This window comes from Actinomycetospora sp. TBRC 11914, assembly GCF_012933465.1.
Taxonomy (GTDB): domain Bacteria; phylum Actinomycetota; class Actinomycetes; order Mycobacteriales; family Pseudonocardiaceae; genus Actinomycetospora.
The window spans coordinates 145,181-169,076 of the sequence record NZ_JABBND010000007.1 but is presented as its reverse complement, the minus strand read 5'-3'; the positions used below and the strand labels follow the sequence as shown (position 1 = coordinate 169,076).

Annotated in this window: 18 protein-coding genes and 1 pseudogene; 10 read left to right on the top strand and 9 right to left on the bottom strand. The window is 74.3% G+C overall.

Going from position 1 to position 23,896, the window contains the following annotated elements; genetic code table 11:
• Nucleotides 1–324: 324 nt before the first annotated feature.
• Together HH311_RS13670 and HH311_RS13665 are read left to right on the top strand one after the other, a co-directional pair.
• The gene (locus tag HH311_RS13670) at nt 325–1,569 is read left to right on the top strand and encodes an amidohydrolase (RefSeq protein WP_396027441.1); all 1,245 of its coding nucleotides are present in this window, start codon (nt 325–327) and stop codon (nt 1,567–1,569) included.
• 138 nt (nt 1,570–1,707) lie between these two features.
• Entirely contained in the window at nt 1,708–4,212 is a 2,505-nt protein-coding gene (locus HH311_RS13665) for a Tex family protein (protein ID WP_312030131.1), read from the top strand.
• A 332-nt stretch (nt 4,213–4,544) separates the two neighbouring features.
• Here HH311_RS13665 and HH311_RS13660 read toward each other — a convergent pair whose 3' ends face one another.
• Nucleotides 4,545–5,009 (bottom strand): gamma-glutamylcyclotransferase, encoded by a 465-nt coding sequence (locus HH311_RS13660; RefSeq protein WP_169184197.1) that lies wholly within the window; start codon nt 5,007–5,009, stop codon nt 4,545–4,547.
• 180 nt (nt 5,010–5,189) lie between these two features.
• Here HH311_RS13660 and HH311_RS13655 point away from each other — a divergent pair, with 180 nt between their 5' ends.
• Nucleotides 5,190–6,593, top strand: coding sequence for an NAD(P)H-quinone dehydrogenase (locus HH311_RS13655; RefSeq protein ID WP_169184196.1), 1,404 nt, complete (start codon nt 5,190–5,192; stop codon nt 6,591–6,593).
• A 64-nt stretch (nt 6,594–6,657) separates the two neighbouring features.
• Here the strand turns inward: HH311_RS13655 and glpK are convergent, their stop codons facing one another.
• The gene (gene glpK / locus HH311_RS13650; RefSeq protein ID WP_169184195.1) at nt 6,658–8,160 is read right to left on the bottom strand and encodes a glycerol kinase GlpK; all 1,503 of its coding nucleotides are present in this window, start codon (nt 8,158–8,160) and stop codon (nt 6,658–6,660) included.
• A gap of 219 nt (nt 8,161–8,379) precedes the next feature.
• Between glpK and HH311_RS13645 the strand changes: the two genes are divergently transcribed.
• Together HH311_RS13645 and HH311_RS13640 are read left to right on the top strand one after the other, a co-directional pair.
• Nucleotides 8,380–9,309 carry an MIP/aquaporin family protein gene (locus tag HH311_RS13645; protein ID WP_169184278.1) on the top strand — a complete coding sequence of 310 codons (930 nt, stop codon included), beginning with the start codon at nt 8,380–8,382 and terminating at the stop codon, nt 9,307–9,309.
• Between the two features lie 156 nt (nt 9,310–9,465).
• On the top strand, nt 9,466–11,196 hold the full coding sequence (locus HH311_RS13640; RefSeq protein WP_169184277.1) for a glycerol-3-phosphate dehydrogenase/oxidase: 1,731 nt from the start codon (nt 9,466–9,468) through the stop codon (nt 11,194–11,196).
• A 1,016-nt stretch (nt 11,197–12,212) separates the two neighbouring features.
• Here HH311_RS13640 and HH311_RS13635 read toward each other — a convergent pair.
• The 3 genes and pseudogenes from HH311_RS13635 to HH311_RS13625 form a co-directional block, all read right to left on the bottom strand.
• Nucleotides 12,213–13,643: pseudogene (locus tag HH311_RS13635) on the bottom strand (DHA2 family efflux MFS transporter permease subunit); the annotation flags it as partial.
• Nucleotides 13,644–13,805: 162 nt separating this feature from the next.
• The gene (locus HH311_RS13630; RefSeq protein WP_169184193.1) at nt 13,806–14,285 is read right to left on the bottom strand and encodes a DUF1707 domain-containing protein; all 480 of its coding nucleotides are present in this window, start codon (nt 14,283–14,285) and stop codon (nt 13,806–13,808) included.
• An 86-nt stretch (nt 14,286–14,371) separates the two neighbouring features.
• A complete protein-coding gene (locus tag HH311_RS13625) occupies nt 14,372–16,162 on the bottom strand; it encodes an acetyl/propionyl/methylcrotonyl-CoA carboxylase subunit alpha (RefSeq protein WP_169184192.1) in 1,791 nt (596 codons plus the stop codon).
• 238 nt (nt 16,163–16,400) lie between these two features.
• Between HH311_RS13625 and HH311_RS13620 the strand changes: the two genes are divergently transcribed.
• The gene (locus HH311_RS13620; RefSeq protein ID WP_169184191.1) at nt 16,401–17,375 is read left to right on the top strand and encodes a hypothetical protein; all 975 of its coding nucleotides are present in this window, start codon (nt 16,401–16,403) and stop codon (nt 17,373–17,375) included.
• On the opposite strand, the gene HH311_RS13615 is transcribed toward HH311_RS13620, so the two are convergent.
• The 3 genes from HH311_RS13615 to HH311_RS13605 all read right to left on the bottom strand — a co-directional run bounded on the left by HH311_RS13615 (nt 17,332) and on the right by HH311_RS13605 (nt 20,093).
• A complete protein-coding gene (locus HH311_RS13615; protein ID WP_169184190.1) occupies nt 17,332–17,991 on the bottom strand; it encodes a nucleoside triphosphate pyrophosphatase in 660 nt (219 codons plus the stop codon). The genes HH311_RS13620 and HH311_RS13615 overlap by 44 nt on opposite strands.
• Nucleotides 17,992–18,169: 178 nt before the next feature.
• Entirely contained in the window at nt 18,170–18,415 is a 246-nt protein-coding gene (locus HH311_RS13610) for an acyl-CoA carboxylase subunit epsilon (RefSeq protein ID WP_312030130.1), read from the bottom strand.
• Between the two features lie 34 nt (nt 18,416–18,449).
• A complete protein-coding gene (locus HH311_RS13605) occupies nt 18,450–20,093 on the bottom strand; it encodes an acyl-CoA carboxylase subunit beta (protein WP_169184189.1) in 1,644 nt (547 codons plus the stop codon).
• Between the two features lie 105 nt (nt 20,094–20,198).
• Between HH311_RS13605 and HH311_RS13600 the strand changes: the two genes are divergently transcribed.
• The 3 genes from HH311_RS13600 to HH311_RS13590 all read left to right on the top strand — a co-directional run bounded on the left by HH311_RS13600 (nt 20,199) and on the right by HH311_RS13590 (nt 22,314).
• Nucleotides 20,199–21,047, top strand: a complete 849-nt coding sequence (locus HH311_RS13600; RefSeq protein ID WP_169184188.1) for a biotin--[acetyl-CoA-carboxylase] ligase — start codon at nt 20,199–20,201, stop codon at nt 21,045–21,047.
• A 132-nt stretch (nt 21,048–21,179) separates the two neighbouring features.
• Nucleotides 21,180–21,911, top strand: a complete 732-nt coding sequence (locus tag HH311_RS13595; RefSeq protein WP_169184187.1) for a PH domain-containing protein — start codon at nt 21,180–21,182, stop codon at nt 21,909–21,911.
• Between the two features lie 124 nt (nt 21,912–22,035).
• The gene (locus HH311_RS13590) at nt 22,036–22,314 is read left to right on the top strand and encodes a hypothetical protein (RefSeq protein WP_169184186.1); all 279 of its coding nucleotides are present in this window, start codon (nt 22,036–22,038) and stop codon (nt 22,312–22,314) included.
• Nucleotides 22,315–22,328: 14 nt separating this feature from the next.
• Here the strand turns inward: HH311_RS13590 and HH311_RS13585 are convergent, their stop codons facing one another.
• Nucleotides 22,329–23,126, bottom strand: coding sequence for an inositol monophosphatase family protein (locus tag HH311_RS13585; protein WP_169184185.1), 798 nt, complete (start codon nt 23,124–23,126; stop codon nt 22,329–22,331).
• A gap of 84 nt (nt 23,127–23,210) precedes the next feature.
• Between HH311_RS13585 and HH311_RS13580 the strand changes: the two genes are divergently transcribed.
• Nucleotides 23,211–23,885: a response regulator transcription factor gene (locus HH311_RS13580; protein ID WP_169184184.1), complete on the top strand. Its 675-nt coding sequence runs from the start codon at nt 23,211–23,213 to the stop codon at nt 23,883–23,885.
• Nucleotides 23,886–23,896 lie beyond the last annotated feature (11 nt).

Sequence of the window (23,896 nt, the reverse complement as noted above, 5' to 3'; positions counted from 1 at the left end):
GCGCCCCCGGCACCGGTGACCGTCGCCCCACCCGTCCGGCCGCGCCCGGCGACCAACGGTGGTGGACAACCCGATGGCGCCGCTCGTCACGCGGTGTGCGACCGCTCGTCGGGCGACGACCGGGGTTTCCGGCCCGCTGACCCGGTGACCTGCACCGACCCGCCGTTCGTCTCGCCGGACGACCGGGCATCCCGCCACTGACAGCATCGTCCGGACCCCTCGGCGCCATCGCCGCCGGACGCCCTCGGTGACGCGACCTCGCCAGGCATATTGGGGTCACCAGCTACCGGACGCACCCGTTCGGCGGCGCGAGGAGGTGGAACGGTGACGCTGCTGCAGACCCGCCCGGACGATCCGAGGACCGTGCGGGCGAACGCCGGCGTGACGGACCTCGGGAGCGGCACCGGGCCGCAGTGGCTCGACGCCTGGCTCGCCGAGCACGCCCCCGACGTCGTCGCCTGGCGCCGCACCATCCACGCGCACCCCGAGCTCGCGCGCTCCGAGCAGGCGACCACCGCGCTCTGCGCGCGGATCCTGGAGTCCGCCGGTCTTCGCCCGCGGCTGCTCCCGGGCACCGGCCTGATCTGCGACGTCGGCTCCGGCCCGCGCACCGTCGCGCTGCGCGCCGACATGGACGCGCTCCCGCTGCACGAACAGGCCGACGTGCCGTGGGCGTCGACCGTTCCCGGCGTGGCGCACATGTGCGGGCACGACGCGCACACCTCGGTGCTGCTCGGCGCGGGCCTCGCGCTCGCGTCGGTCGCCGACCGCCTGCCCGGGCGCGTGCGGCTGGTGTTCCAGCCCGCCGAGGAGGTCCAGCCCGGGGGCGCGCTCGACGTCATCGCGGCCGACGGGCTCGCCGACGTCGACCGCATCTTCGCGCTGCACTGCGACCCGCGCCTCGAGGTCGGGCACGTCGGCACGCGCGTCGGGCCGATCACCTCGGCCTGCGACATGCTGGAGCTGCGCCTCACCTCGCCCGGCGGGCACACCTCCCGGCCCCACCTGACGGCCGACCTGGTCCACGCCCTCGGCACCGTCATCACCGGGCTGCCGGACCTGCTCTCGCGCCGGGTCGACCCCCGGTCCGGCACGGTCATGGTCTGGGGTCAGGTCGACGCGGGGCACGCCGCGAACGCCGTGCCGGAGATCGGGACGCTCTCGGGGACCCTGCGCACGGCGCAGCACGCCACGTGGAACGAGCTCGAGCCGCTGGTGCGCCAGCTCGTCACCGCGCTGCTGGCGCCCACCGGGGTCGGGTACGTGCTCGAGCACCGTCGTGGGGTGCCGCCGGTGGTGAACGACCCGGTGTCGGCCGACCTGCTGGCCCGGGCGGCCGAGCGGGCAGCGGGCCCGGGGGCGGCGGTGGACACCGAGCAGTCCTCCGGCGGCGAGGACTTCGGCTGGTACCTCGAGCACGTCCCCGGCGCCATGGGCCGGCTCGGCGTGTGGTCCGGCGAGGGCCGGCAGTCCGACATCCACCAGCCGACGTTCGCGCTCGACGAGCGGGCGCTGCCGGTGGGCGTGCGGACGATGGTGCAGGCGGCGCTGCTGTCGCTGGAGGGCTAGTCCCGGCGTCAGCGGTGTCGCATCGCAGACACTCATCGTCAGGAAATCCACACCGTCGTGCCGGCTGCCATACGCGGTCCCGACGACGTTTCACGGGTCCGGCCCGGGCTGTCGGTGGGGTGTTGCACGATGGTTGCCGTGACCGCTCCGAGCACGCCCGCACCCGCCGCGCTGCCGCCCGTCCCGAGCCGGATCGCCACCGAGCTGGAGGTCGGCGAGGGCCAGGTCCGCGCCGCGATCGAGCTGCTCGACGGCGGCGCGACCGTGCCCTTCGTCGCCCGGTACCGCAAGGAGGCCACGGGCGGGCTGGACGACGCGCAGCTGCGCACGCTGCACGAGCGTCTCGGCTACCTGCGCGAGCTCGAGGAGCGACGGTCCGCGGTCCTGGAGTCGGTCCGGGAGCAGGGCAAGCTCACCGACGAGCTCCACGCGCAGATCCTCCGCGCCGAGACCAAGAGCCGGCTCGAGGACGTCTACCTCCCCTACAAGCCGAAGCGCCGCACCAAGGCGATGATCGCGCGCGAGGCCGGGCTCGAGCCGCTCGCCGACGGCCTGCTGGGTGACCCCACGGTCGAGCCGCAGGCCGCCGCCGCCGCGTTCGTCGACGCCGAGAAGGGCGTCCCCGACGCCGAGGCCGCCCTCGACGGCGCCCGCGCGATCCTCGTCGAACGGCTCGCCGAGGACGCCGACCTCGTCGGCGAGCTCCGCGAGCGGATGTGGACCCGCGGCCGCGTCGTCGCCGTCGCCCGCGAGGGCAAGGCCGAGGACCCGGCGGCAGCGAAGTTCTCCGACTACTTCGCGTTCGACGAGCCCTACACCAAGCTCCCCTCCCACCGGATCCTCGCGCTGCTGCGCGGCGAGTCCGAGGAGGTCCTGGCGCTGACGTTCGACCCGTGCTCCGCCGACGACGACGGCGACACCTCGGCCTACGAGGGCCGCATCGCCGCGGCCGCCGGGATCGCCGACCACGGCCGTCCCGCCGACACCTGGCTGCTCGGCGTCGCGCGGTGGGCGTGGCGCACCCGCATCTCGTCGCGCCTGGTGGTCGACCTGCGGGTGCGGCTGCGCGAGGTGGCCGAGGAGGGCGCGGTCGGGGTGTTCGCCGGCAACCTGCGCGATCTCCTGCTCGCCGCCCCCGCCGGCGCCCGTCCGACCATGGGCCTCGACCCGGGGCTGCGCACCGGCGTGAAGGTCGCGGTCGTCGACGGCACCGGGAAGGTCGTCGCGCACGAGACGATCTACCCGCACGTGCCGCGCAACCAGTGGGACCAGTCGCTGGCCACCCTCGCCCGGCTCGCCCAGCAGCACGCGGTGGAACTGGTCGCCATCGGGAACGGGACCGCCTCCCGGGAGACCCACAAGCTGGCCCAGGAACTCGCACGGAACGTTCCCGGGCTGACCCCAGCGATGGTCTCCGAGGCGGGCGCGTCGGTGTACTCGGCGTCGGAGGAGGCCTCGAAGGAGCTGCCCGACCTCGACGTCTCGATCCGCGGCGCGGTCTCCATCGCCCGCCGCCTGCAGGACCCGCTTGCCGAGCTCGTCAAGATCGACCCGAAGTCGATCGGCGTCGGGCAGTACCAGCACGACGTCTCCGCGACGCTGCTCTCGCGCTCGCTCGACGGTGTCGTGGAGGACTGCGTGAACGCCGTGGGCGTCGACGTCAACACCGCCTCCGCGCCGCTGCTGCGCCGCGTCTCGGGCATCTCGTCCGGGCTGGCGACGACGATCGTCGGGTTCCGCGACGAGCACGGGCCGTTCGCGTCGCGCACCGCGCTGACGAAGGTGCCGCGGCTCGGGGCGAAGGCGTTCGAGCAGTGCGCGGGCTTCCTGCGCATCCCAGACGCGAGCGACCCGCTCGACCGCTCCGGGGTGCACCCCGAGGCCTACCCGGTCGTGCGGCGCATCGTCGAGAAGACCGGCGCCGACGTGGCGTCGCTGGTCGGGAACTCCTCGCTGCTCGGCCGGCTCGACCCGCGCGAGTTCACCGACGACACCTTCGGCGTCCCGACGGTCACCGACATCATCGCCGAGCTCGACAAACCGGGACGCGACCCGCGGCCGGCGTTCGAGACGGCAACCTTCGCCGAGGGCGTCGAGCAGATCACCGACCTCGCGGCCGGGATGGTGCTCGAGGGCGTCGTCACGAACGTCGCCGCCTTCGGGGCGTTCGTCGACGTCGGCGTGCACCAGGACGGGCTGGTGCACATCTCGGCGATGTCGAAGGAGTTCGTGTCCGACCCGCGGGCCGTCGTCGGCCCCGGCGACGTGGTCCGGGTGAAGGTCCTCGACGTCGACGTCCCCCGCAAGCGGATCTCGCTGACGCTGCGGCTCGACGACGAGCCCGGTGCGGGCGGCCAGCCCGGAGAGCGCCGCGGCGGTGGCCAGGGTCGCGACGGCGGCCAGGAGGGTCAGGGCCGGGGCGGTCGCGGCGGGCAGGGTCGTGGGTCGTCGGGGCAGGGTCGCGGTGGCCAGGGTCAGGGTGGCCAGGGCCGCGGCGGCCAGGGCCAGGGTGGCCGGGGCGGCCAGCAGGGGCAGGGCCGCGGCGGGCAGTCGGGCGGCGGTCGTCGTGGAGGCGACGACCGACGCCCCGCGCCGGGCGGCGCCATGGCCGACGCGCTGCGCCGGGCCGGCCTCGACCGCTGACGTCCGGGCTCGAGGGGCACACCACCCGGCCCGCGGCACCCCGCGACCTGCGTGGTGCACCCCTCGAGAGCCACCCGGTGCGGGCCGGCGTCGCCGAGGGGCACTGGACGCAGCGCCGGACCTCGCCGGCCTGCCTGCTGTGCCCGTCGAGATGGGCGCGGCCGCGGTGCCGAGCGCGAGGGGCACGGGGTGCAGGTTCGGAAGCGCTCCGCCCTGCCTGTTGTGCCCGCCGAGAGGGGCGCGGCCGCGGTGCCGAGCGCGAGGGGCACGGAGTGCGGGCTCCGAGGCGCTCCGGCCTGCCTGTTGTGCCCCTCGACGTCGGCCGGCCGTGCCTACGTCGCCGTGCCGGGTCCGATCGAGCGGCAGGGGCGTTCCCGCAGCGCCTGCACGTAGTCGTCGGGAGCCCCGGCAGCCTCGGCCGCGTCGGACAGCACCCCGATGTAGCGGGCCGAGGGCAGGCCACCCTCGTAGGCGTCGAGGACGTAGACCCAGGCCAGCTGGGGGCCGTCCATGGTCTGGATGCGCAGTCGCAGCTTCTTGTGCATGCCGAGCTCGCCGCCCTCCCAGCGGTCGAGCTGGTCGACGTCGAGGGGACTGACGTCGTAGAGCACCACGAACACCCGTGAGGTCGGGTCCTCGACCACGGTGGACAGGGCGCCCTCCCAGCCGAGGTCCTCGCCCCCGAACGTGATGCGCCAGCCCTCCAGCCAGCCGGTGCCGGACACCGGGGAGTGGGGCGCGCGTTGCATCATCTGCGCGGGGTCCATGTTCGACCCGTAGGCGGCGTAGAGCGGCACGGCGGACAGGGTAGCCACGGGGGACGGCCGTCACCGACGCCGGAAGGCCACCCACTACGCCGAACGGGCAGGATGGTCCGTGACCGGCAGATCGGGCACCCCACCACCACCCGCCCGAGATCACCACCCCGGGCCGCACCGTCGCCTCGGAGCCGTCACCGAACGGAGGACGTCCTTCCCATGACCCGCATCGTGATCCTCGGCGGCGGACCCGCCGGGTACGAGGCGGCCCTCGTCGCCGCCCAGCACGAGGCCGACGTCGTCCTGGTCGAGGAGGACAGCGTCGGCGGGAACTGCGTGGCGTACGACTGCGTGCCCAGCAAGACCTTCATCGCCTCGGCCGGGGTGCGCGCGGGCTTCCGCCGCAACGGCGACATGGGCATCGAGGTCGACGACGACGAAGCCGTCATCGACGTCCCGCGCGTCAACGGTCGCGTCAAGGGCCTGGCCCTGGCGCAGTCCGCCGACATCAAGGCGAACCTGGAGCGCTCCGGCGTCCGGGTCCACGACGGCCGCGGGCGCTTTCGCACCAGCGACGCCCACAGCGCCACCCACGACATCGAGATCTCCCACGCCGACGGGCGGACCGAGACGGTCACGGCCGACGTCGCGCTCATCGCCACCGGGGCGTCGCCGCGCGTGCTGCCCGACGCGGTGCCCGACGGCCGCCGCATCCTCACCTGGCGCCAGCTCTACGACCTCGAGGAGCTGCCCGAGCACCTGATCGTCGTCGGGTCCGGGGTCACCGGCGCCGAGTTCGTGTCGGCGTACGCCGAGCTCGGGGTGCCCGTCACCCTCATCTCGAGCCGCGACCGGGTGCTCCCGCACGAGGACCCCGACGCCGCGGCCACGCTCGAGGAGGTCTTCACCGAGCGCGGCGTGGTGATCGAGCCGCGGTCGCGGGCCGACAAGGTCGTCGCCACCGCCGACGGGGTGCGGGTGACGCTGTCCGACGGCCGCGAGGTCACCGGCTCGCACGCGCTGATGACCGTCGGCTCGGTGCCGAACACCGGCGACCTCGGGGCCGACGCGATCGGGCTCGAGCTCCGCGAGTCCGGCCACATCGACGTCGACCGCGTCTCCCGCACCTCGGTCCCGGGGGTCTACGCGGCCGGCGACTGCACCGGGCTGCTCCCGCTCGCCTCGGTGGCCGCCATGCAGGGACGGATCGCGATGTGGCACGCGCTCGGCGAGGGCGTGGCGCCGCTGCGGCTCAAGACGGTCGCGTCCGCCGTGTTCACCCGCCCCGAGGTCGCGACCGTGGGGATCGGGCACAGGCAGGTCGAGTCGGGCGAGTTCGCCGCCCGCGAGGTGCTGCTCCCGCTCGGCACCAACCCGCGGGCGAAGATGCAGGCCGTCTCGCAGGGCTTCGTGAAGGTGTTCTGTCGGCCGGCGACCGGCGTGGTGATCGGCGGCGTCATCGTCGCGCCGGTCGCGAGCGAGCTGATCCTGCCGCTCGCCATGGCCGTGCAGAACAACCTCACGGTGGACGACCTCGCCCACACCTTCTCGATCTACCCGTCGCTGTCGGGCTCGGTCACCGAGGCGGGTCGCCGCCTGATGCAGCACGACGACCTGGACTAGGCCGGAGGCCATGTGAACGGATGTGGTCGCCGGAACGACCGAATCCGTTCACATGCGCTCCGCGCTACGCCCAGTCGAACGTCCGGGTGACGGCCTTCTTCCAGTTCTCGTAGAGCTTGTCCCGCTCGGCCGGGTCCATCGAGGGCTCCCAGACCTTGTCCTGCGCCCAGTTGTCCCGGATGTCCTGCTCGGACTCCCAGAACCCGACGGCGAGGCCCGCGGCGTAGGCCGCGCCGAGCGCCGTCGTCTCCGAGACCACCGGGCGGACCACCTCGACGCCGAGCAGGTCGGCCTGGAACTGCATGAGGACCTCGTTGCCGACCATCCCGCCGTCGACCTTGAGCGTGGTCAGCGGGACCCCCGAGTCGGCGTTCATCGCGTCGATGACCTCGCGGGTCTGGAACGCCGTCGCCTCGAGGACGGCGCGCGCGATGTGGCCCTTGTTCACGTAGCGGGTGAGCCCGACGATGACGCCGCGGGCGTCCGAGCGCCAGTACGGCGCGAACAGGCCGGAGAACGCGGGGACGATGTAGGCCCCACCGTTGTCGTCCACCGACTTCGCCAGGTCCTCGACCTCCGGGGCCGACGAGATCAGCCCGAGGTTGTCGCGCAACCACTGCACCAGCGAGCCCGTGACGGCGATCGAGCCCTCCAGGGCGTAGACCTGCGGCTGGTCGCCGATCTTGTAGCAAACGGTGGTGAGCAGGCCGTTCTTCGACTCGACCTTCTCGGTGCCCGTGTTGAGCAGGACGAAGTTGCCGGTGCCGTAGGTGTTCTTGGCCTCGCCGACCTCGAGGCAGGCCTGCCCGAACGTCGCCGCCTGCTGGTCGCCGAGGATGCCGGCGACGGGGACGTCGCGGAACGTGCCGCGGGCGCGGATGTTGCCGTAGGTCTCCGACGACGACCGGATCTCGGGGAGGATCGCCATCGGCACCCCGATCTCCTCGCAGAGCTCCGGGTCCCACTCCAGCGTGTCGATGTTCATGAGCAGGGTGCGCGAGGCGTTCGTCGGGTCGGTGACGTGCAGCCCGCCCTCGGCGCCGCCGGTGGCGTTCCAGAGCACCCAGGTGTCCATCGTCCCGAACGCCAGCTCACCGCGCTCCGCGCGCTCCCGGGCGCCCTCGACGTGGTCGAGGATCCAGCGCGCCTTGGGCCCGGCGAAGTAGGTGGCCAGCGGCAGTCCGGTCTTGGCCCGGTACCGCTCGGCGCCGCCGCCGAGGGCCCCGAGCTCGTCGCAGATCTCCTGGGTGCGGGTGTCCTGCCACACGATCGCGTTGTGGATGGGCTCGCCGGTCGCCTTGTCCCAGATGACGGTGGTCTCGCGCTGGTTGGTGATCCCGACGGCGGCGATGCTCGACGAGTCCAGGTCGGCGCGCGCGAGCGCGCCGCCGCAGACCTGTCGGGTGTTGCCCCAGATCTCCGCGGCGTCGTGCTCCACCCACCCCGCCTGCGGGAAGATCTGCTGGTGCTCGAGCTGGTCGACGGCGACCACCCGACCGGAGTGGTCGAAGATCATGCACCGGGTCGAGGTGGTTCCCTGGTCGATCGCCGCGACGTACTGGGTCATGACGTGTCTCCTCTACTCGCGCCCGGGCGTCGACCGCCCTGTTCGCCCGGAACGCTTGCCCACGGACCGCGCCGTGGCAAGGGGTTGACGCAGGTCACAAGCAGGCGTTTGCCTGTGACCCACGCCCTATCGATGCCGGGCGTGTTCAGCTCCACGAGGAGGTGGCAGGTGACCCGCGCGCAGAAGCCCGCCGGATGGAGGTCCGGCACGGGCGGCGAGATGTTGTCGGAGTTCCTCGGGACCTTCGTCCTGATCATGTTCGGTCTCGGCTGTGTGGCGGTCGCTGTGGTCGGGCTCCCCGGCTCGGGCCGCGAGACCGCCGACTTCGGACCCGCCAACTGGATCATCATCGGATGGGGCTGGGGTCTGGCCGTCGTCTTCGGCGTCTACATCGCCGGCGGCGTCAGCGGTGCCCACATCAACCCCGCGGTGACGTTGGCGTTCGCCGTGCGGCGCGGGTTCCCGTGGCGGAAGGTCCCTGCCTACTGGTTGGCGCAGGTGGCCGGCGCGTTCGTTGCAGCCGCGCTCATCTACGCGGTGTACTACCCGGCGATCGACACGTACAACGCGACCAAGAACATCGCCTCGCGTGCTGCCTCGCAGGACACCTTCTCGATCTTCGCGACGTTCCCCGCCAAGTACTTCGGCGGGGCGCTGTGGGGCCCGCTGTTCGACCAGATCGTGGGCACCGCGCTCCTGGTCGCCCTCATCGCCGCGATCGTCGACCACCGCAACCAGGCGCCGACCGGCAACCTCGGGGCGTTCATCATCGGCCTGGTCGTCGTCGGCATCGGGTTCAGCTTCGGTACGTCCGCGGGCTACGCCATCAACCCGGCCCGTGACCTCGGTCCGCGGTTGTGGACCTACATCGAGGGCTGGGGTCCGCTCGCCTTCCCCGGCGCGGGCACGTATTTCGACAACTACTGGTGGATCCCCATCGTGGGGCCGCTGGTGGGCGGGGTCATCGGGATCCTCGTGTACGACCTGGTCATCGGCCAGGTGCTCGACGCCCGCGCCGCCGCGCACGGCGGCGTCGAGCCCCCGCCGCCGCCCGGGCGCACCGAGGACGAGGTCGAGGTCCCGGCCCAGGGACGGGGCGACGGGGCGGCCTCGAGCACCGCGCAGCGGGTCCCTCCCGAACAGGTGTGACGCCCCCTGCCGCGACGCGTGCGGCAGGGTGGTGAGGGGCATACACCACGGTCAGGTCAGATCGATCGGACACGAGGAGGTTCTCGCGTGGCCGCGCAGTCCGCAGGGCACGATCCGGGGCGGCGGTCGACGCCGCCCACCACGGACGCCGACGACCTGGATGCCGCCGCGGAGCCCTCACGGCTCGGCCCGGCCCAGCGGGAGGCCGCGTGGCAGCGGCTCTCCGACGAGCGGTTCGACGTCGTGGTGGTCGGCGGCGGGGTGGTCGGCGTCGGAGCGGCGCTCGACGCGGCCACCCGGGGCCTCACGGTGGCGCTCGTCGAGGCCCGCGACCTGGCGGCGGGAACCTCGAGCCGGTCGTCGAAGCTCTTCCACGGCGGGTTGCGCTATCTGGAGCAGCTCGATTTCGGGCTCGTGCGCGAGGCGCTCTACGAGCGGGAGCTCAACATGACCCGCCTCGCGCCGCACCTGATCAAGCCGGTGCCGTTCCTCTACCCGCTCACCCACCACGTGTGGGAGCGGCCGTACGTGACGGCCGGCGTCACCCTCTACGACACGATGGGTGGCAAGAGCTCGCTGCCCAAGCAGCGCCAGCTCACCCGGTCCGGGGCGCTGCGGATGGCGCCGGCGCTCAAGCGCGACGCGCTCGTCGGCGCGGTGCGGTACTACGACGCCCAGGCCGACGACGCCCGCCACACGATGATGGTCGGACGCACCGCTGCGCAATACGGCGCCGTCGTACGTACATCGACCCAGGTGGTCGACTTCCTCCACGAGGTCGACCGCGTCGCCGGCGTGCGGGTGCGCGACGTCGAGACCGGGCGCGAGACCGACGTCCGCGCACACGTCGTCGTGAACTGCACCGGGGTGTGGACCGACCAGATGCAGCAGAAGGCGGGCACCCGGGGGCGCTTCCACGTGCAGGCCTCCAAGGGCGTGCACTTCCTCGTCGCCCGGGACAAGATCCCGTCCGACGTCGGGATGATCCTGCGGACCGAGAAGTCGGTCCTGTTCGTGATCCCGTGGCGCAACCACTGGATCGTCGGGACCACCGACACCGACTGGCGCCTCGATCTCGCCCACCCCGCGGCGACGCGCCACGACATCGACTACCTCCTCGAGCACATCAACTCGGTGCTCGTGACGCCGCTGTCGCACGACGACATCGAGGGCGTCTACGCGGGCCTGCGGCCGCTGCTCGCCGGGGAGAGCGAGGAGACCTCGAAGCTCTCCCGCGAGCACGCGGTGTCGCGGGTGATGCCCGGGATGGTGTCGATCGCCGGGGGCAAGTACACGACCTACCGGGTCATGGCCAAGGACGCCCTCGACGCGGCCGCCGAGGACATCCCCGCCCGTGTCGCCCCGTCGATCACCGACCGGGTGCCCCTCATCGGCGCCGACGGCTACTTCGCGCTGGTGAACCAGTCGGAGCACCTCGGGCGGCGCTACGGGCTGCACCCGCACCGCATCCGGCACCTGCTCGACCGGTACGGCTCCCTGCTGCACGGGCTCCTCGCGATGAGCGATGACGACCGGTCGCTGCTCGAGCCCGTGCCGGGCGCGTCCGACTACCTCAAGGTCGAGGTCGCCTACGCGGTGGCCTACGAGGGCGCGCTGCACCTCGACGACGTCCTCACCCGGCGCACGCGCATCTCCATCGAGTACGCGCACCGCGGGGCCGAGTGCGCGGCGTCCGTCGGTGACCAGATGGCCGAGCTGCTGGGATGGGACGACGCGACCCGCGAGCGGGAGGTCCGCTCGTACGTCGAGCGGGTCGAGGCGGAGCGGCGCTCCCAGACCGTCGACACCGACGAGGAGGCCGACAAGCTCCGGGTCGCGGCGCCCGACCCGCGGGCGGAGCGCCTCGAGCCGCTCGGGACGGGCTGATCCGACCCGTTCTCCCCGGGCGCGAGGGGAGCCCTCGTGCGGCTAGAGCGACCGAATCGTCCCCTCGCGTGAGTGGCTGCCCGGCGCGCGAGGGGAGCCCTCGTGCGGCTAGAGCGACCGAATCGTCCCCTCGCGTGTCGCCGCCGTGCACGGCCGACCCGCCGAGTGGGCTCCTATAGCTCTCGCGGCAGCCGTGGGGGTCCACTCGACGGCCGCGCGGGCGACCGAGTGGGCTTGCATGGCTGCCGCGGCAGCCGTGGGGGTCCACTCGGCGTCTTAGCCGGCCGGGGTTCCCGCCGAGTGGGCGGCCGTGGCTCTCGCGGCAGCCGTGGGGGACCACTCGGCGCCACCAAGGCCCGCGGACCGTCGCCGGTCGGCTTCGGCCGGCGCGCGAGGGGCCCCTCGTGCGGATAGAGCGGCCGGATCCTCCCCTCGCCCGGCTGCGTGAGCGGCGTCGGCCGCCGGTGTGAAGCCAGAGCAATGTGCCGTTGCTGTCACCGCGGAGCGGAGCCACCACCGCGAGCGGCCCAGGCCCCCGGGCCCAGGAGGGGGCGTCAGGACCCGGCGGCGGGCTGCGGCTCCCGCGGCGTGGCCGACGGACCGGACGCCGGCGGCGTGGCGACCGGCAGCGTGGCGTCGTGGGTGAGCTCGGTGATGCCCGGCTCCGCCACGAGCCGGGCCGCCGTCGGAGCGTGCCCCGGCGCGCTGACCACGAGCAGCCACGCGCCCGACGTCGGGAGCACCAGTTCGTAGCGCCCGCCCCGGGTGCCCGCCCGGCCGTGCTGGGCGCCGTGCTCGTCGACGAGCGTGACGACGGCCTCGCCCGGACCCGCGAGGTCGACCTGACCCCGCACGCGGACCCCGGCCGGACCCTCCGCGGAGGACGTGCGGGACGGCCGGACGTCGACCGGACCGGTGTGGTCGGAGGCGTCGTCCACCGGGGCAGGGCCCGGTGGTGCGGCGAGCGGCTCCCCGACCTCGGCGGAGCGGTCGGCCACCGGCTGCGGCTTGCCACCCAGGAACAGCGACACGATCACCGCGAGGACCCCGACCACGCCCGCGGCCATGAACCCGACCCGCAGCCCCTGCGCGTCGGGCGTCGCGCCCACCGTGACCGAGGCGATCGCCGAGATCGTCACGAACGCCGCGGTGCCGAACGCGCCGGCGACCTGCTGCAGCGTCGCGAGGATCGCGCTGCCGTGGGAGTAGAGCGCGCCCGGCAGGGTCGAGAGTCCCTCGGTCATCAGCGGCGTCATCATCAGGCCGAGACCGGCCATGAGCACGACGTGGATGCCGACCACCGCACCCAGCGGCGAGCCCGCCCCGAGCAGGGTGAACAGCCAGAGGGCGACGGCCATCATGATCGCCCCGGGGATCACCAGCGGACGGGCCCCGACACGGTCGTAGAGCGCGCCGACCGGCCGCCCGAGCAGCCCGAGCACCAGGCCGCCGGGGAGCACGGCGAGGCCCGTCCAGAACGTGTCCTGGCCGAGCACCGTCTGGAGGAACAGCGGCAACAGGATCGCCGCCGCGCCCAGCAGCGACATGAACAGCAGGGCGAACAGGACGAGCGCCACGACGAACTGCCGGTGGGTGAACGGCCGGAGGTCGAGCAGGGCCGCGTCGCGACGCTGCAGCCGGAGCTGGCGCCACACGAACAGCACCAGCGCGACCGCGCCGACCACGATCGGCACCCACGGCGGCAGCCCCGACCCGCCGGACTCCCCGAGCGTCGAGAAGCCGTAGAGGATGCCGCCGAAGCCGATCGCCGAGAGCAGGACCGAGAGCAGGTCGAGCGGCACCGAGCGCGTCTCGCTGTCGAGCCGCATCAGCACCGCGCCCAGGACCAGCGCCGCCACCGCGAGCGGCAGCACGATCCAGAACATCCACCGCCAGCTCAGCGAGGCCAGGATCGCCCCGCCGATCGTCGGGCCGATGGCGGGGGCCACCGCGATGACGATCGTGATCGTGCCCATCGTGGAACCGCGCCGCTCCGGCGGCACCAGACGCATGATCGAGGTCATCAGCAGCGGGATCATCACTGCCGTGCCGCACGCCTGCACCACGCGGCCGACGAGCAGCACCGGGAAGCCCGGGGCGAGCGCGCTGATGAGCGTGCCGAGGCTGAACAGCGTCAGCGACGCGAGGAAGACCTGGCGGGGCGTGAAGCGCTCGAGCAGGAAGCCCGTGGTCGGGATGACCACGGCCATCGTCAGGAGGAAGCCGCTGGTCAGCCACTGCACGGTGGTGGTCGAGACGCCGAGGTCGACCGTGAGGTCCTTGAGCGCGACCGACAGGATCGTCTCGTTGAGGATCATCACGAACGCCGAGACGACGAGGACCGCGATGACCACCCCGGCGCGCGTGGTGCCCGGTGCGGTGACCGCGGCCTCGGCGTCCGGCGCCGGGCCGGCGGGCGCGTCCGACGTGGTCGGGGCCGAGCTCATGGGCGAGAACCTCTCGGATGGGCGGGAGCAGCGGGCGGACGGAGGGCCGCCCGCTCGTCGTCGGAACGTCGGCCGCACCGCCGACTCTTCCCAGAGAACCACGACCTCCTGACAACCGACGACCGGATTGTCCCCGGGGGTGACGCGGATCCGGTGCCGGGCTCAGCCGCCGTGGCGGTGCCCGAGGTAGCCGAGGAGGGCGATCGAGGCCGGGATCAGCAGGAACAGCTGCGGGAAGCGGAAGCCGGTCAGCACGAACAGCGCGAACACGACGACGGGGACGAGCGCCGAGAGCTTCCCGGCGTTGCGGCCGAGGCGGGCACCCAGCGGCGCCACGAGCTCGGGGAGGTCGGCCTCGGGGCGCTCGTGCCGGGCCTCGGTCGTGGGAGCGGCGGCCGGCGACGGAGCCGGCACCGACCCGGCGTCGGGACCCGGCGGGGGAGCGGGCGCCGACGGGAACGCCGGGTGGGGGGCGGGCAGGTCGGTGAACAGCCCGTCGAGCTCGGAGCGGAACCGGGCGTTGGCGGCGGTCGCGGACCGCTCGGCGTACTCGCCCGGGTCCAGCCGGCCCTCGCGCAGGTGCTCGTCGAGGGCGGCCATGGCGAGCTCACGCTCCCGGGTCCCGATCCGCAGCTCGCCCACCCGACCCAGGGTAGGCGCTGCCACGACGACGGGGCTTTCCTGTCACTGGATGCAAGCAACGCCGCTTCGCTTGCAACCCCCGGGCCCTAGTCGGCGATCTCGCAGATCACCGCACCCTGGTTCACCGACGCGCCGGGCTCGATCGACAGCCCGGTCACCGTGCCGTCCTTGTGGGCGGTCACCGGGTTCTCCATCTTCATGGCCTCGACGACGACGATCTGGTCGCCCGTGGACACGGTGTCGCCCTCGGAGACGGCGACCTTCACGACGGTGCCCTGCATCGGCGAGGTGACCGCGTCGCCCGAGACCTTGGCGCCGCCGCCGGTCCGCTTCCGCGACTTCTTCTTGGCCGCCGGCGCCGCGGCGCCGCCCCCGCCCAGGGAGAGCCCACCGGGCAGCGACACCTCCAGGCGCTTCCCGCCGACCTCGACGACGACCGTCTGCCGCGCCGCCGCCTCGTCGTCGTCCTCCTCGCCCCCGCCGGAGGCCACGTACGGCTCGACGGTGTTGTCCCACTCGGTCTCGATCCACCGGGTGTGCACCGTGAACGACGAGGCGCCCTCGGGGGCGGTGAACGCCGGGTCGGTGACCACCAGACGGTGGAACGGGATGACCGTCGGCAGGCCCTCGACCACGATCTCGTCCAGGGCCCGGCGCGAGCGCTCCAGCGCCTGCTGGCGGTCCTCGCCGGTGATGATCAGCTTGCCGACCATGGAGTCGAACTGCCCGCCGATGACGGTGCCGTCCTCGACCCCGGCGTCGACGCGCACGCCCGGCCCGGCGGGCGCGACGAACCGCGTCACCGTGCCCGGCGCGGGCAGGAAGCCACGGCCGGCGTCCTCGCCGTTGAGCCGGAACTCGATGGAGTGGCCGCGCGGCTCCGGGTCCTCGGTGAACCGCAGCTCCTCGCCGTTCGCGATCCGGAACTGCTCCCGGACCAGGTCGAGCCCGCTGGTCTCCTCCGAGACCGGGTGCTCGACCTGGAGGCGGGTGTTGACCTCGAGGAACGAGATCGTGCCGTCCTCGCCGACGAGGAACTCGACGGTGCCGGCGCCGGAGTAGCCGGCCTCGACGCAGATGTCGCGGGCCGAGGTGTGGATGCGCTTGCGCTGCTCGTCGGTCAGGAACGGCGCGGGCGCCTCCTCGACGAGCTTCTGGTGGCGGCGCTGCAGCGAGCAGTCGCGGGTGCCGACGACGATGCAGTTGCCGTGCTGGTCGGCGAGGACCTGGGCCTCGACGTGGCGCGGCCGGTCGAGGTAGCGCTCCACGAACGACTCGCCGCGGCCGAACGCCGAGACCGCCTCGCGGACCGCCGCGTCGAACATGTCCTTGATCTCGTCGCGCTCACGGGCGACGCGCATGCCGCGGCCGCCGCCGCCGAAGGCCGCCTTGATGGCCACCGGCAGGCCGTGCTCGTCGGCGAAGGCGACCACCTCGTCGGCGTCGGCCACGGGGTCCTTGGTGCCGGGCACCAGCGGCGCCCCGGCGCGCTCGGCGATCTTGCGGGCGGTGACCTTGTCGCCCAGGTCGCGGATGGCCTGCGGTGAGGGGCCGATCCAGATGAGCCCGGCGTCGAGGACGGCCTGCGCGAAGTCGGAGTTCTCGGAGAGGAAGCCGTAGCCGGGGTGGATCCCGTTCGCCCCGGACTCCTTCGCCGCCGCGATGATCTTCTCGATGTCCAGGTAGGAGTCCGCGGCGGTCTCGCCGCCCAGCGCGAAGGCCTGGTCGGCGATCCGCACGTGCGGCGCGTCCCGGTCGGGCTCGGCGTAGACGGCGACACTGGTCAGCCCGGCGTCCTTGCACGCCCGTGCCACGCGGACGGCGATCTCCCCGCGGTTGGCGATCAGCACGGTGTGCAGCGGAGCGGGCGATGCCATCGGACTGCCTCCAAGGGGCGCTTCGTTGCGTGGACTGGTCGGTGAATCCGCGCGCAGTGTAGGGGTGGAGTCGCCGTCGGACCGGCCGGGCCGCGACCGAACGGTCCACCGTGACCGTTCCGGCGACTCTCCCGTACGTCAGGCCACGTGGACCACCGGTCCCCGCGTGGTCATGGCCACAGCGGCAGGGGGCGTCGGTGGCGGGACCGTCGGGGGTGGTCGCTACCGTCGGTCCCCGATGAGCCGACGCGAGAGCGAGCCCGTCCCGGGCGGAGCCGGGGCGAGCCGCTGGTGGGGGAAGGCCGTCGTCGCGTGCGCGTCGCTGGCGGCGCTGGCGGGCACGGTGGCGGCGGTGGCCACGGCCGCGGGCGCGGACGGCGAGCAGGCCGGCCACGCCGAGGCCGCCCGCGACGCGGCGCAGCGTGAGGCGGCCCAGCGCGATGCGGCCCAGCGCGAGGCGGCTCTGCGCGTGGCCGCGGATGCGTCGCGCCAGCCGACGCCGGTGCCCGCGGCGGACACCGCGGCGGCCGCCCCGAGACTGGCGGCCGCCCCGGGCCGCGCCGGCGCGCCGAGCCTCGGGGCGACGGTGCAGGTGCTCCCCGGCTGGGCGCCGGACGGGTCGCAGGACCTCGTGCCCGTCCCGCCGGGGCGCTTCCCCACGGTCGTGACCCTCGCCGACCGCGCCGCCGTCCTCGTCGGCCGGCTCGATCCGGCGCGGGGCTTCGGCCGGGACGCTCTCGCCGACGAGGCCCGCCGCCTCGTCGGGGCCTTCGCCGACGGCGCGATGCGCCAGACCCCCGGGGACCGGGCTCGCATCGCCGACGTGTCCGACGACGCCGGCACCCTCGACGGGCGCGACGCCCACACCACCGTGCGCCGGGTGACGACGGCCGACGGGCCCGGGTCGCTGGTCCGCGTCACCACCGTCGCGGGCGGACGCGGGGAGCCCGGCCTGGTGCTGCTCGCGGTGGCCGGCCCGGGACCCCGGCAGGCCGCCGACGCCACCGCCGCCGACCGCGTCGTCCGCTCGCTCTCCTCGGCACCTGCCGAGGCGCCGCCGGCGGCCGGTCGCGCCGCGGCACCGCCCGCGTCGGCCGCGCCGGGCCTGCCACCGCGGCCCGGCGTCTCGCGCGCGCCCGTGGCGGGCCCGCCGTCGTCGCGACCCCCGGTCAGCCGCCCACCGGCCCGGCCGGCGCCGCCCACAGATCGTTGATCCCCACGCCCAGCTCGGCGAGCAGGTGGCGGGTGAGCGGCAGGCTGATCCCGACGACGTTGCTCGGGTCGCCCTGGATGCCCTCCACGAACCAGCCGCCGAGCCCGTCGAGGGTGAACGCCCCCGCCACCGACAACGGCTCGCCCGCCGCCAGGTAGGCCTCCAGCTCGGCCGTGGTCGGCGTCGCGAACGTCACGAACGTCGCGGCGTGGCCGGAGATCTCCGCCTGGGGTGCCCCGTCGTGCACGCGGATGACGGCGTGGCCGGTGACGAGCTCGCCGTGCCCGCCGGCCATCTGGTCCCAGCGGCCCCGGGCGGCCTCGACGGTGCCCGGTTTGCCGACCAGCTCGCCGCCGAGGTCGAGCATCGAGTCGCACCCGACGACGACGCCGTCGAACGGCATCCCGTCCCCGTCAACCTCGGCGGCCACCTGCCCCGCGACCACCCGCGCCTTGGCCAGCGCCAGGGCCGTCACCTTCTCGGCGGGGTCGGCCTCGCCGAGCTCGCCGAGCAGGGCCTCCTCGTCGACGTGGGAGACCACGACGTCGGGTTCGGCGCCCGCCGCGCTCAGCACGGCACGGCGGGCGGGGGACGCGGACGCGAGGACCAGGCGCACGGCCCGGGACCCTAGGGGTGGGGCCGGGCCGGTGCGCGCCGGGTGCGAGGGGACGGTCCGGTCGCTCTAGCCGCACGAGGGTTCCCCTCGCGCCCGGCGGGGCGGGACGCGAGGGGACGATGCGGTCGCTCCAGCCGCACGAGGGTTCCCCTCGCGCCCGGCGGAGGCGGAGGGCCCGTCAGCGCCAGGCCGACATCCGCCAGGCGTGCGGCCCGGGCGTGAGCGGCCGGCGGACCAGCGACTCCCGCTCGACCCACGCCGACGCCGGGCCGGTGTCCTCCGGCTCCCCGGAGCCGCCGGAGGCGGCCGCGAGCACGGCGGTCAGCGCGGCGACCTCCTCGGGCGACGGGTCGCCCCGCACGATCCGCAGCAGGGGTCGCTGCGGCACCGCCTCGCCGTCGGGACCCTCCTGCTCGCCGCTCACAGCACCCTCCGGTCGAGCTCCGCTCCGCTGCGTCTCACAGCGGGATGTTCCCGTGCTTCTTGGGCGGCAGCGTCTCGCGCTTGTTGCCGAACGAGCGCAGCGCCCGGGCGACGTAGCCGCGGGTGTACGACGGCGGGACGACCGCGTCGACGTAGCCGCGCTCGGCCGCGACGTACGGGTTGGCCAGCGTGTCCTCGTACTCCTGCTGGAGCTCGGCACGCCGGGCCTCGACGTCCCCGCCCTCGTCCTCCACCTTCTTCAGTTCCTTGCGGTAGAGGATGCTCACCGCCCCCGACGCGCCGGTGACGGCGATCTGGGCGGTCGGCCAGGCGATGTTGAGGTCGGCGCCGAGGTGCTTGGAGCCCATGACGTCGTACGCGCCGCCGTAGGCCTTCCGGCAGATCACCGTGATCAGCGGGACCGTGGCCTCGGCGTAGGCGTAGATCAGCTTCGCGCCGCGCCGGATGATGCCGTTGTACTCCTGGTCGGTGCCGGGCAGGAATCCCGGGACGTCGACGAAGGTCAGCACCGGGATGTTGAAGGCGTCACAGGTGCGCACGAACCGGGCGGCCTTCTCCGACGCGCCGATGTCGAGGCAGCCGGCGAGCTGCGTCGGCTGGTTGGCGACGACCCCGACCGCCCGGCCCTCGACGCGGCCGTACCCGACCACGATGTTCGACGCGTACAGCTCCTGGACCTCGAGGAACTCGTCGTCGTCGACGACGCCGCGGATCGCCTCACGGATGTCGTAGGGCTGGTTCGGCGAGTCGGGCACCAGGGCGTCGAGCGCCCGGTCCTCGTCGGTGATCCCGTCCTCGACCGACCCGGTCTCCTCCTCCGCGGGCAGCCGCGGGGGCTCGGCGAGGTTGTTCGACGGCAGGTAGCCCAGGAGCTCCTGCACGTAGGCGATCGCGTCCTCCTCGTCGGAGGCGAGGTAGTGCGCGTTGCCGGAGGTGGTGTTGTGGGTGCGGGCCCCGCCGAGGGTCTCGAACTCCACGTCCTCGCCGGTGACCGTCTTGATGACGTCCGGGCCGGTGATGAACATGAACGACGTCTCGTCGACCATCACCGTGAAGTCGGTGAGCGCCGGGGAGTACACCGCGCCGCCGGCGGCCGGGCCCATGACCAGCGAGATCTGGGGGACGACGCCGGACGCGTGCGAGTTCCGGCGGAAGATCTCGCCGTAGAGCCCGAGCGCGACCACGCCCTCCTGGATCCGCGCGCCGCCGCCGTCGTTGATGCCGATCACGGGGCAGCCGATCTTCATGGCCACGTCCATGACCTTGACGATCTTCTCGCCGTAGACCTCGCCGAGCGCCCCGCCGAACACCGTCGCGTCCTGGGAGAACACGCAGACCGGGCGGCCGTCGACGGTGCCCTGGCCGGTGACGACGCCGTCGCCGTACGGGCGGTTCGCCTCCAGGCCGAAGTTCGTGGACCGGTGCCGGGCCATGGCGTCGAACTCGAGGAAGCTGCCCTCGTCGAGCAGGAGGTCGATGCGCTCGCGGGCGGTCTTGCGCCCCCGCGCGTGCTGGCGCTCGACGGCGCGCTCGGACCCGGCGTGGACGACGTCGTCCTGGCGGCGGTACCAGTCGGCGAGCTTGCCGGCGGAGGTGTGGACGTCGGGTTCGTCCGCGGCCTCGTCTGGTTCGGGCGGCGGCGTCGTCGCGGCGGTCATGAGCGCGGACCCTAGCGACACCCGGTGCCGCGTACCCAGACGAACCCGGGAGTGAGAACGGGCACGTCGGCGTCGGTGTCGGGGGTGGCCGATAGCGTGCGGCGCATGCCACCCGGGATCCAGGAAGCCGCGGCCTGGGCCGCGCTGCGGCAGACCGCCGTCGCGCCGCAGGGGCCGTGGGCGCGGCTCGACGTCGTCGACCGCACGGGCTCGACGAACGCCGACCTCGCCGCCGCGGCGGCGGACGGCGCGCCCGACCGCACCGTGCTCGTCGCCCACCACCAGGACGCCGGGCGCGGGCGGCGCGAGCGGACGTGGGAGTCCGCCCCGTCGGAGGGCCTCACCTTCTCGGTGCTGCTGCGCCCGGCCGAGGTGCCGCTGCAGCAGTGGGGGTGGGCGCCACTGATCGCCGGGCTGGCCCTCGTCGTCGCCATGGAGGACTACCGGCCCGCCGCGGGCGACGCCGCCGTCACCGCGGCGCTGAAGTGGCCGAACGACCTGCTGCTGGGTCCCGCCCAGCGCAAGGGTGCCGGGATCCTGTCCGAGGTGGTGGACGGTGGTGACGGCGGGCACGCGCTCGTCGTCGGGATCGGCATCAACGTCGCCACCCCGGAGGCCGAGCTGCCCGAGGGCGGCACCTCGCTGCTCGCCCAGAGCGTGCGGCGGTCGCGGCCCGACGTGCTCGGCGACGTCCTGGCCACCCTCGCGTCCCTCGACGCCGACTGGCGCGCCGCCCGCGGTGACGCCGCCCGGGCCGGCCTGCTCGCGGGGTACCGGCGCCGCTGCGCGACCCTCGGCTCCACCGTGCGGGTGGCCCTGCCCGGGGACCGGCAGCTCGACGGGGTCGCGGAGGACATCGACGACGACGGGCGCCTCGTCGTCCGCGGCACCGACGGAGCCCTGACGACGGTGTCGGCGGGTGACGTCGTGCACGTGCGCACCGTGGAGTCGTGACGGCGGGTCCCGACGGCGGGTCCTGACGGCGGGCCCTGACCGCCCTCCGACCGGCGGACGCGCGCGGCGCGGCGCTCGGATCCGGCTCTTCCTGCGGATACGCTCGGCCACGAGCACCGGAGGGAGGGGACCGTGGCGGCCTACCCGGAGCGCCTGCTCGTGGCGGGGGAGCGGGTCGCGCGGCACGTGCGGCCGCACTGGCGGATGCTCGTGCTGCCCGCGGCGCTCCCGCCGGTGGTGGCGTTCCTGGGGGCGTGGCTCGTGGCGCTCACGCGCCCGACGTCGTGGTCGGTGCCGGTCCTCGTCGCTGTCCTCGTGGTGGGGCTCGGTCTCGTCGGGTGGTTCTCGCTGGCGCCGGTGATGCGGTGGCGCTCCACCCACTTCGTCGTCACCGACCGGCGCATCCTGGTGCGCGAGGGCGTGCTCTCCCGCACCGGCGTCGCCGTCGTCGGCGCGTCGATCACCGCGGTGCGCACCACCCGCACGATGTCCGAGCGGTTCCTCGGCTGCGGGACGTTGGTCGTGGCCGTCGACGACAGCCGCGAGCCGTGGCAGTTCGACGGCATCGGGCGCATCGAGCGGGTCGCGTCCGAGGTCGAGCGGATGGCGCGCCGACGCGGCGGGCTGCGCCCGGACCGGTGGGGCGCCTGGCGGGGCGACGACGATCTCGACGACGACCTGGACGAGGACCTCGACGAGGACCTCGAGGACTGGGACGACGACTGGGACGTCGCCGACGACCGGGACGACGAGGACCTCGCCGAGTGGGACGACGGCGGTGGTCCGCTGGCCGCCGTGCCCGCCCCACGGCGTCGGCGCCGCCTGCCGTTCACCCGCCGTCGGGCCCTCCCCGCCGCCCGCTAGGTCCGCGCGCCCGGGAAGGCCCCGATCAGGGGCACAGTGTGCAGGTCGGGCGGGTTTCGGGGCTGCCCCACGTGCCCCTCGACGAAGATCGGAACCGCCGCCGGCCCGGCGTCGTCGGAGACCCGTGGGAGTGGACGCACTGCCGGGCTGGCTCGAGGCGCTCGGGCTACCGCCGCCGACGGTCCTCGTCGCCCGGGCGCGGGAGGACGGCGCGCTCCCCGACGGCGCCGACCGGATCTGGTGCGTGGTCTCCGGGCCCGAGGGCTGGGACGTCTACTGGGCCGAGGAGGGCGCGCGGTGGTCGTGGACGCGGTTCGACGAGGAGTCGAGCGCCTGCCTGCACCTGTTCGGCCGACTGGCCTGGACCCAGATGCTGCGCGGCGCGGTCGCCGCAGGCCGGTGACCCCGGGTGGGCCCTCAGCGCCCGACGAGGCCCAGCACGGCGTCGTGCAGCCGTCCGTTGGTCGACAGCGCGTCCCCGCCGTCGATGCGCTCGGTGCCCGCGAAGTCGGTGAGCCGGCCGCCGGCCTCCCGCACGACGACGGCGGGCGCGGCGAGGTCCCACGCGCTCGCCCCCGGCTCCACGGCCGCGTCCAGCAGGCCCTCCGCCACCAGGACGTGGTGGAAGAAGTCGCCGAACGCGCGGCTCTCCCAGGTCGCGCGGGTGAGGGCGAGCCAGCGGTCCTGGGACCCGATCTCCCGCCAGTAGTCCAGGTCGGTGGTGGACACGTAGGCGTCGCCGAGCTCGGCCACCGCGGACACCCCGATCGGGGCCGCGTCGATCCCGCGGGCGACGTCGGAGGTGAAGGCCCCGAGCCCGCGCGCGGCCCACCAGCGGCGCCCGAGCGCCGGGGCGCTGACCACGCCCACCACCGGCTCGCCGTCGGCGACCAGCGCCAGCAACGTCGCGAAGACCGGGACCCCGCGGGAGTAGTTCTTGGTGCCGTCGATGGGGTCGACGATCCAGTGCCGGCGGGCCGTGGTGTCGCCGCCGCGCTCCTCGCCGAGGACCGCGTCGTCCGGGCGCTCCGCGGCGAGCAGCCGCCGGACCTCGTCCTCGCAGGCGACGTCGGCGTCGGTGACCGGGGTCCGGTCGGGCTTGCGGTCGACGCGCAGGTCGCTCGCCCGGAAGCGGCCGTGGGTCACGGCGTCGGCCGCGTCGGCGATCCGGCGGGCGAGGTCGAGGTCGGCGGCGAGTGCGGACGCGTCGGTCACGGCCGCGCATCCTGCCAGCCACCGCGCCGGGGCCGCCGTCGTCGCCGCACGGAGATCACGCACGTGGGGACTACTCTGCCTGCCATGACCACCGTGCTGCTCGTCGAGGACGATGCGGCGATCGCCGGACCCCTCTCGCGCGCCCTGACCCGCGAGGGCTACGAGGTGGACGTCATCGACGACGGGCCGTCGGCCGTCACGCGTGCCGGCGAGGGCGAGGTGGACCTCATGGTCCTGGACCTCGGCCTCCCCGGCATGGACGGTCTCGAGGTCTGCCGTCGCGTCCGGGCCGGCAAGCCCGACCTGCCCGTGCTCATGCTGACCGCGCGCACCGACGAGGTCGACTTCGTCGTCGGTCTCGACGCGGGCGCCGACGACTACGTGGGCAAGCCCTTCCGCCTCGCCGAGCTGCTCGCCCGGGTGCGGGCGCTGCTGCGCCGGCGCGCGCCCGAGATCCTCGACGCGGGCGGGGTGCGGATGGAGCCGTCGGCGCGGCGCGTGCTCGTCGACGGCGTCGAGGTGGGGCTCGCCAACAAGGAGTTCGAGCTCCTCCGGGTGCTGCTCGCCCACGCCGGGCAGGTCGTCTCGCGGGAGGAGATCCTCCGCGAGGTCTGGAACGACCCCGAGATGAAGACCTCGAAGACCCTGGACATGCACATGTCGTGGCTGCGCCGCAAGCTCGGCGACACCGACGCCGCGCCGTCGACGGCCAAGCGGATCTCGACGGTGCGCGGGGTCGGGTTCCGCTTCAACACCTGAGGCGGGTCGAA

Bases quoted from the DNA above. Each gene is read 5' to 3' on its own strand.
- HH311_RS13600 (WP_169184188.1), top strand. From the start codon at position 20,199: ATGCCACCCGGGATCCAGGAAGCCGCGGCCTGGGCCGCGCTGCGGCAG.
- HH311_RS13625 (WP_169184192.1), bottom strand. From the start codon at position 16,162: ATGGCATCGCCCGCTCCGCTGCACACCGTGCTGATCGCCAACCGCGGG.
- HH311_RS13605 (WP_169184189.1), bottom strand. From the start codon at position 20,093: ATGACCGCCGCGACGACGCCGCCGCCCGAACCAGACGAGGCCGCGGAC.
- HH311_RS13655 (WP_169184196.1), top strand. From the start codon at position 5,190: ATGACCCGCATCGTGATCCTCGGCGGCGGACCCGCCGGGTACGAGGCG.
- HH311_RS13620 (WP_169184191.1), top strand. From the start codon at position 16,401: ATGAGCCGACGCGAGAGCGAGCCCGTCCCGGGCGGAGCCGGGGCGAGC.
- HH311_RS13580 (WP_169184184.1), top strand. From the start codon at position 23,211: ATGACCACCGTGCTGCTCGTCGAGGACGATGCGGCGATCGCCGGACCC.
- HH311_RS13645 (WP_169184278.1), top strand. From the start codon at position 8,380: ATGTTGTCGGAGTTCCTCGGGACCTTCGTCCTGATCATGTTCGGTCTC.
- glpK (WP_169184195.1), bottom strand. From the start codon at position 8,160: ATGACCCAGTACGTCGCGGCGATCGACCAGGGAACCACCTCGACCCGG.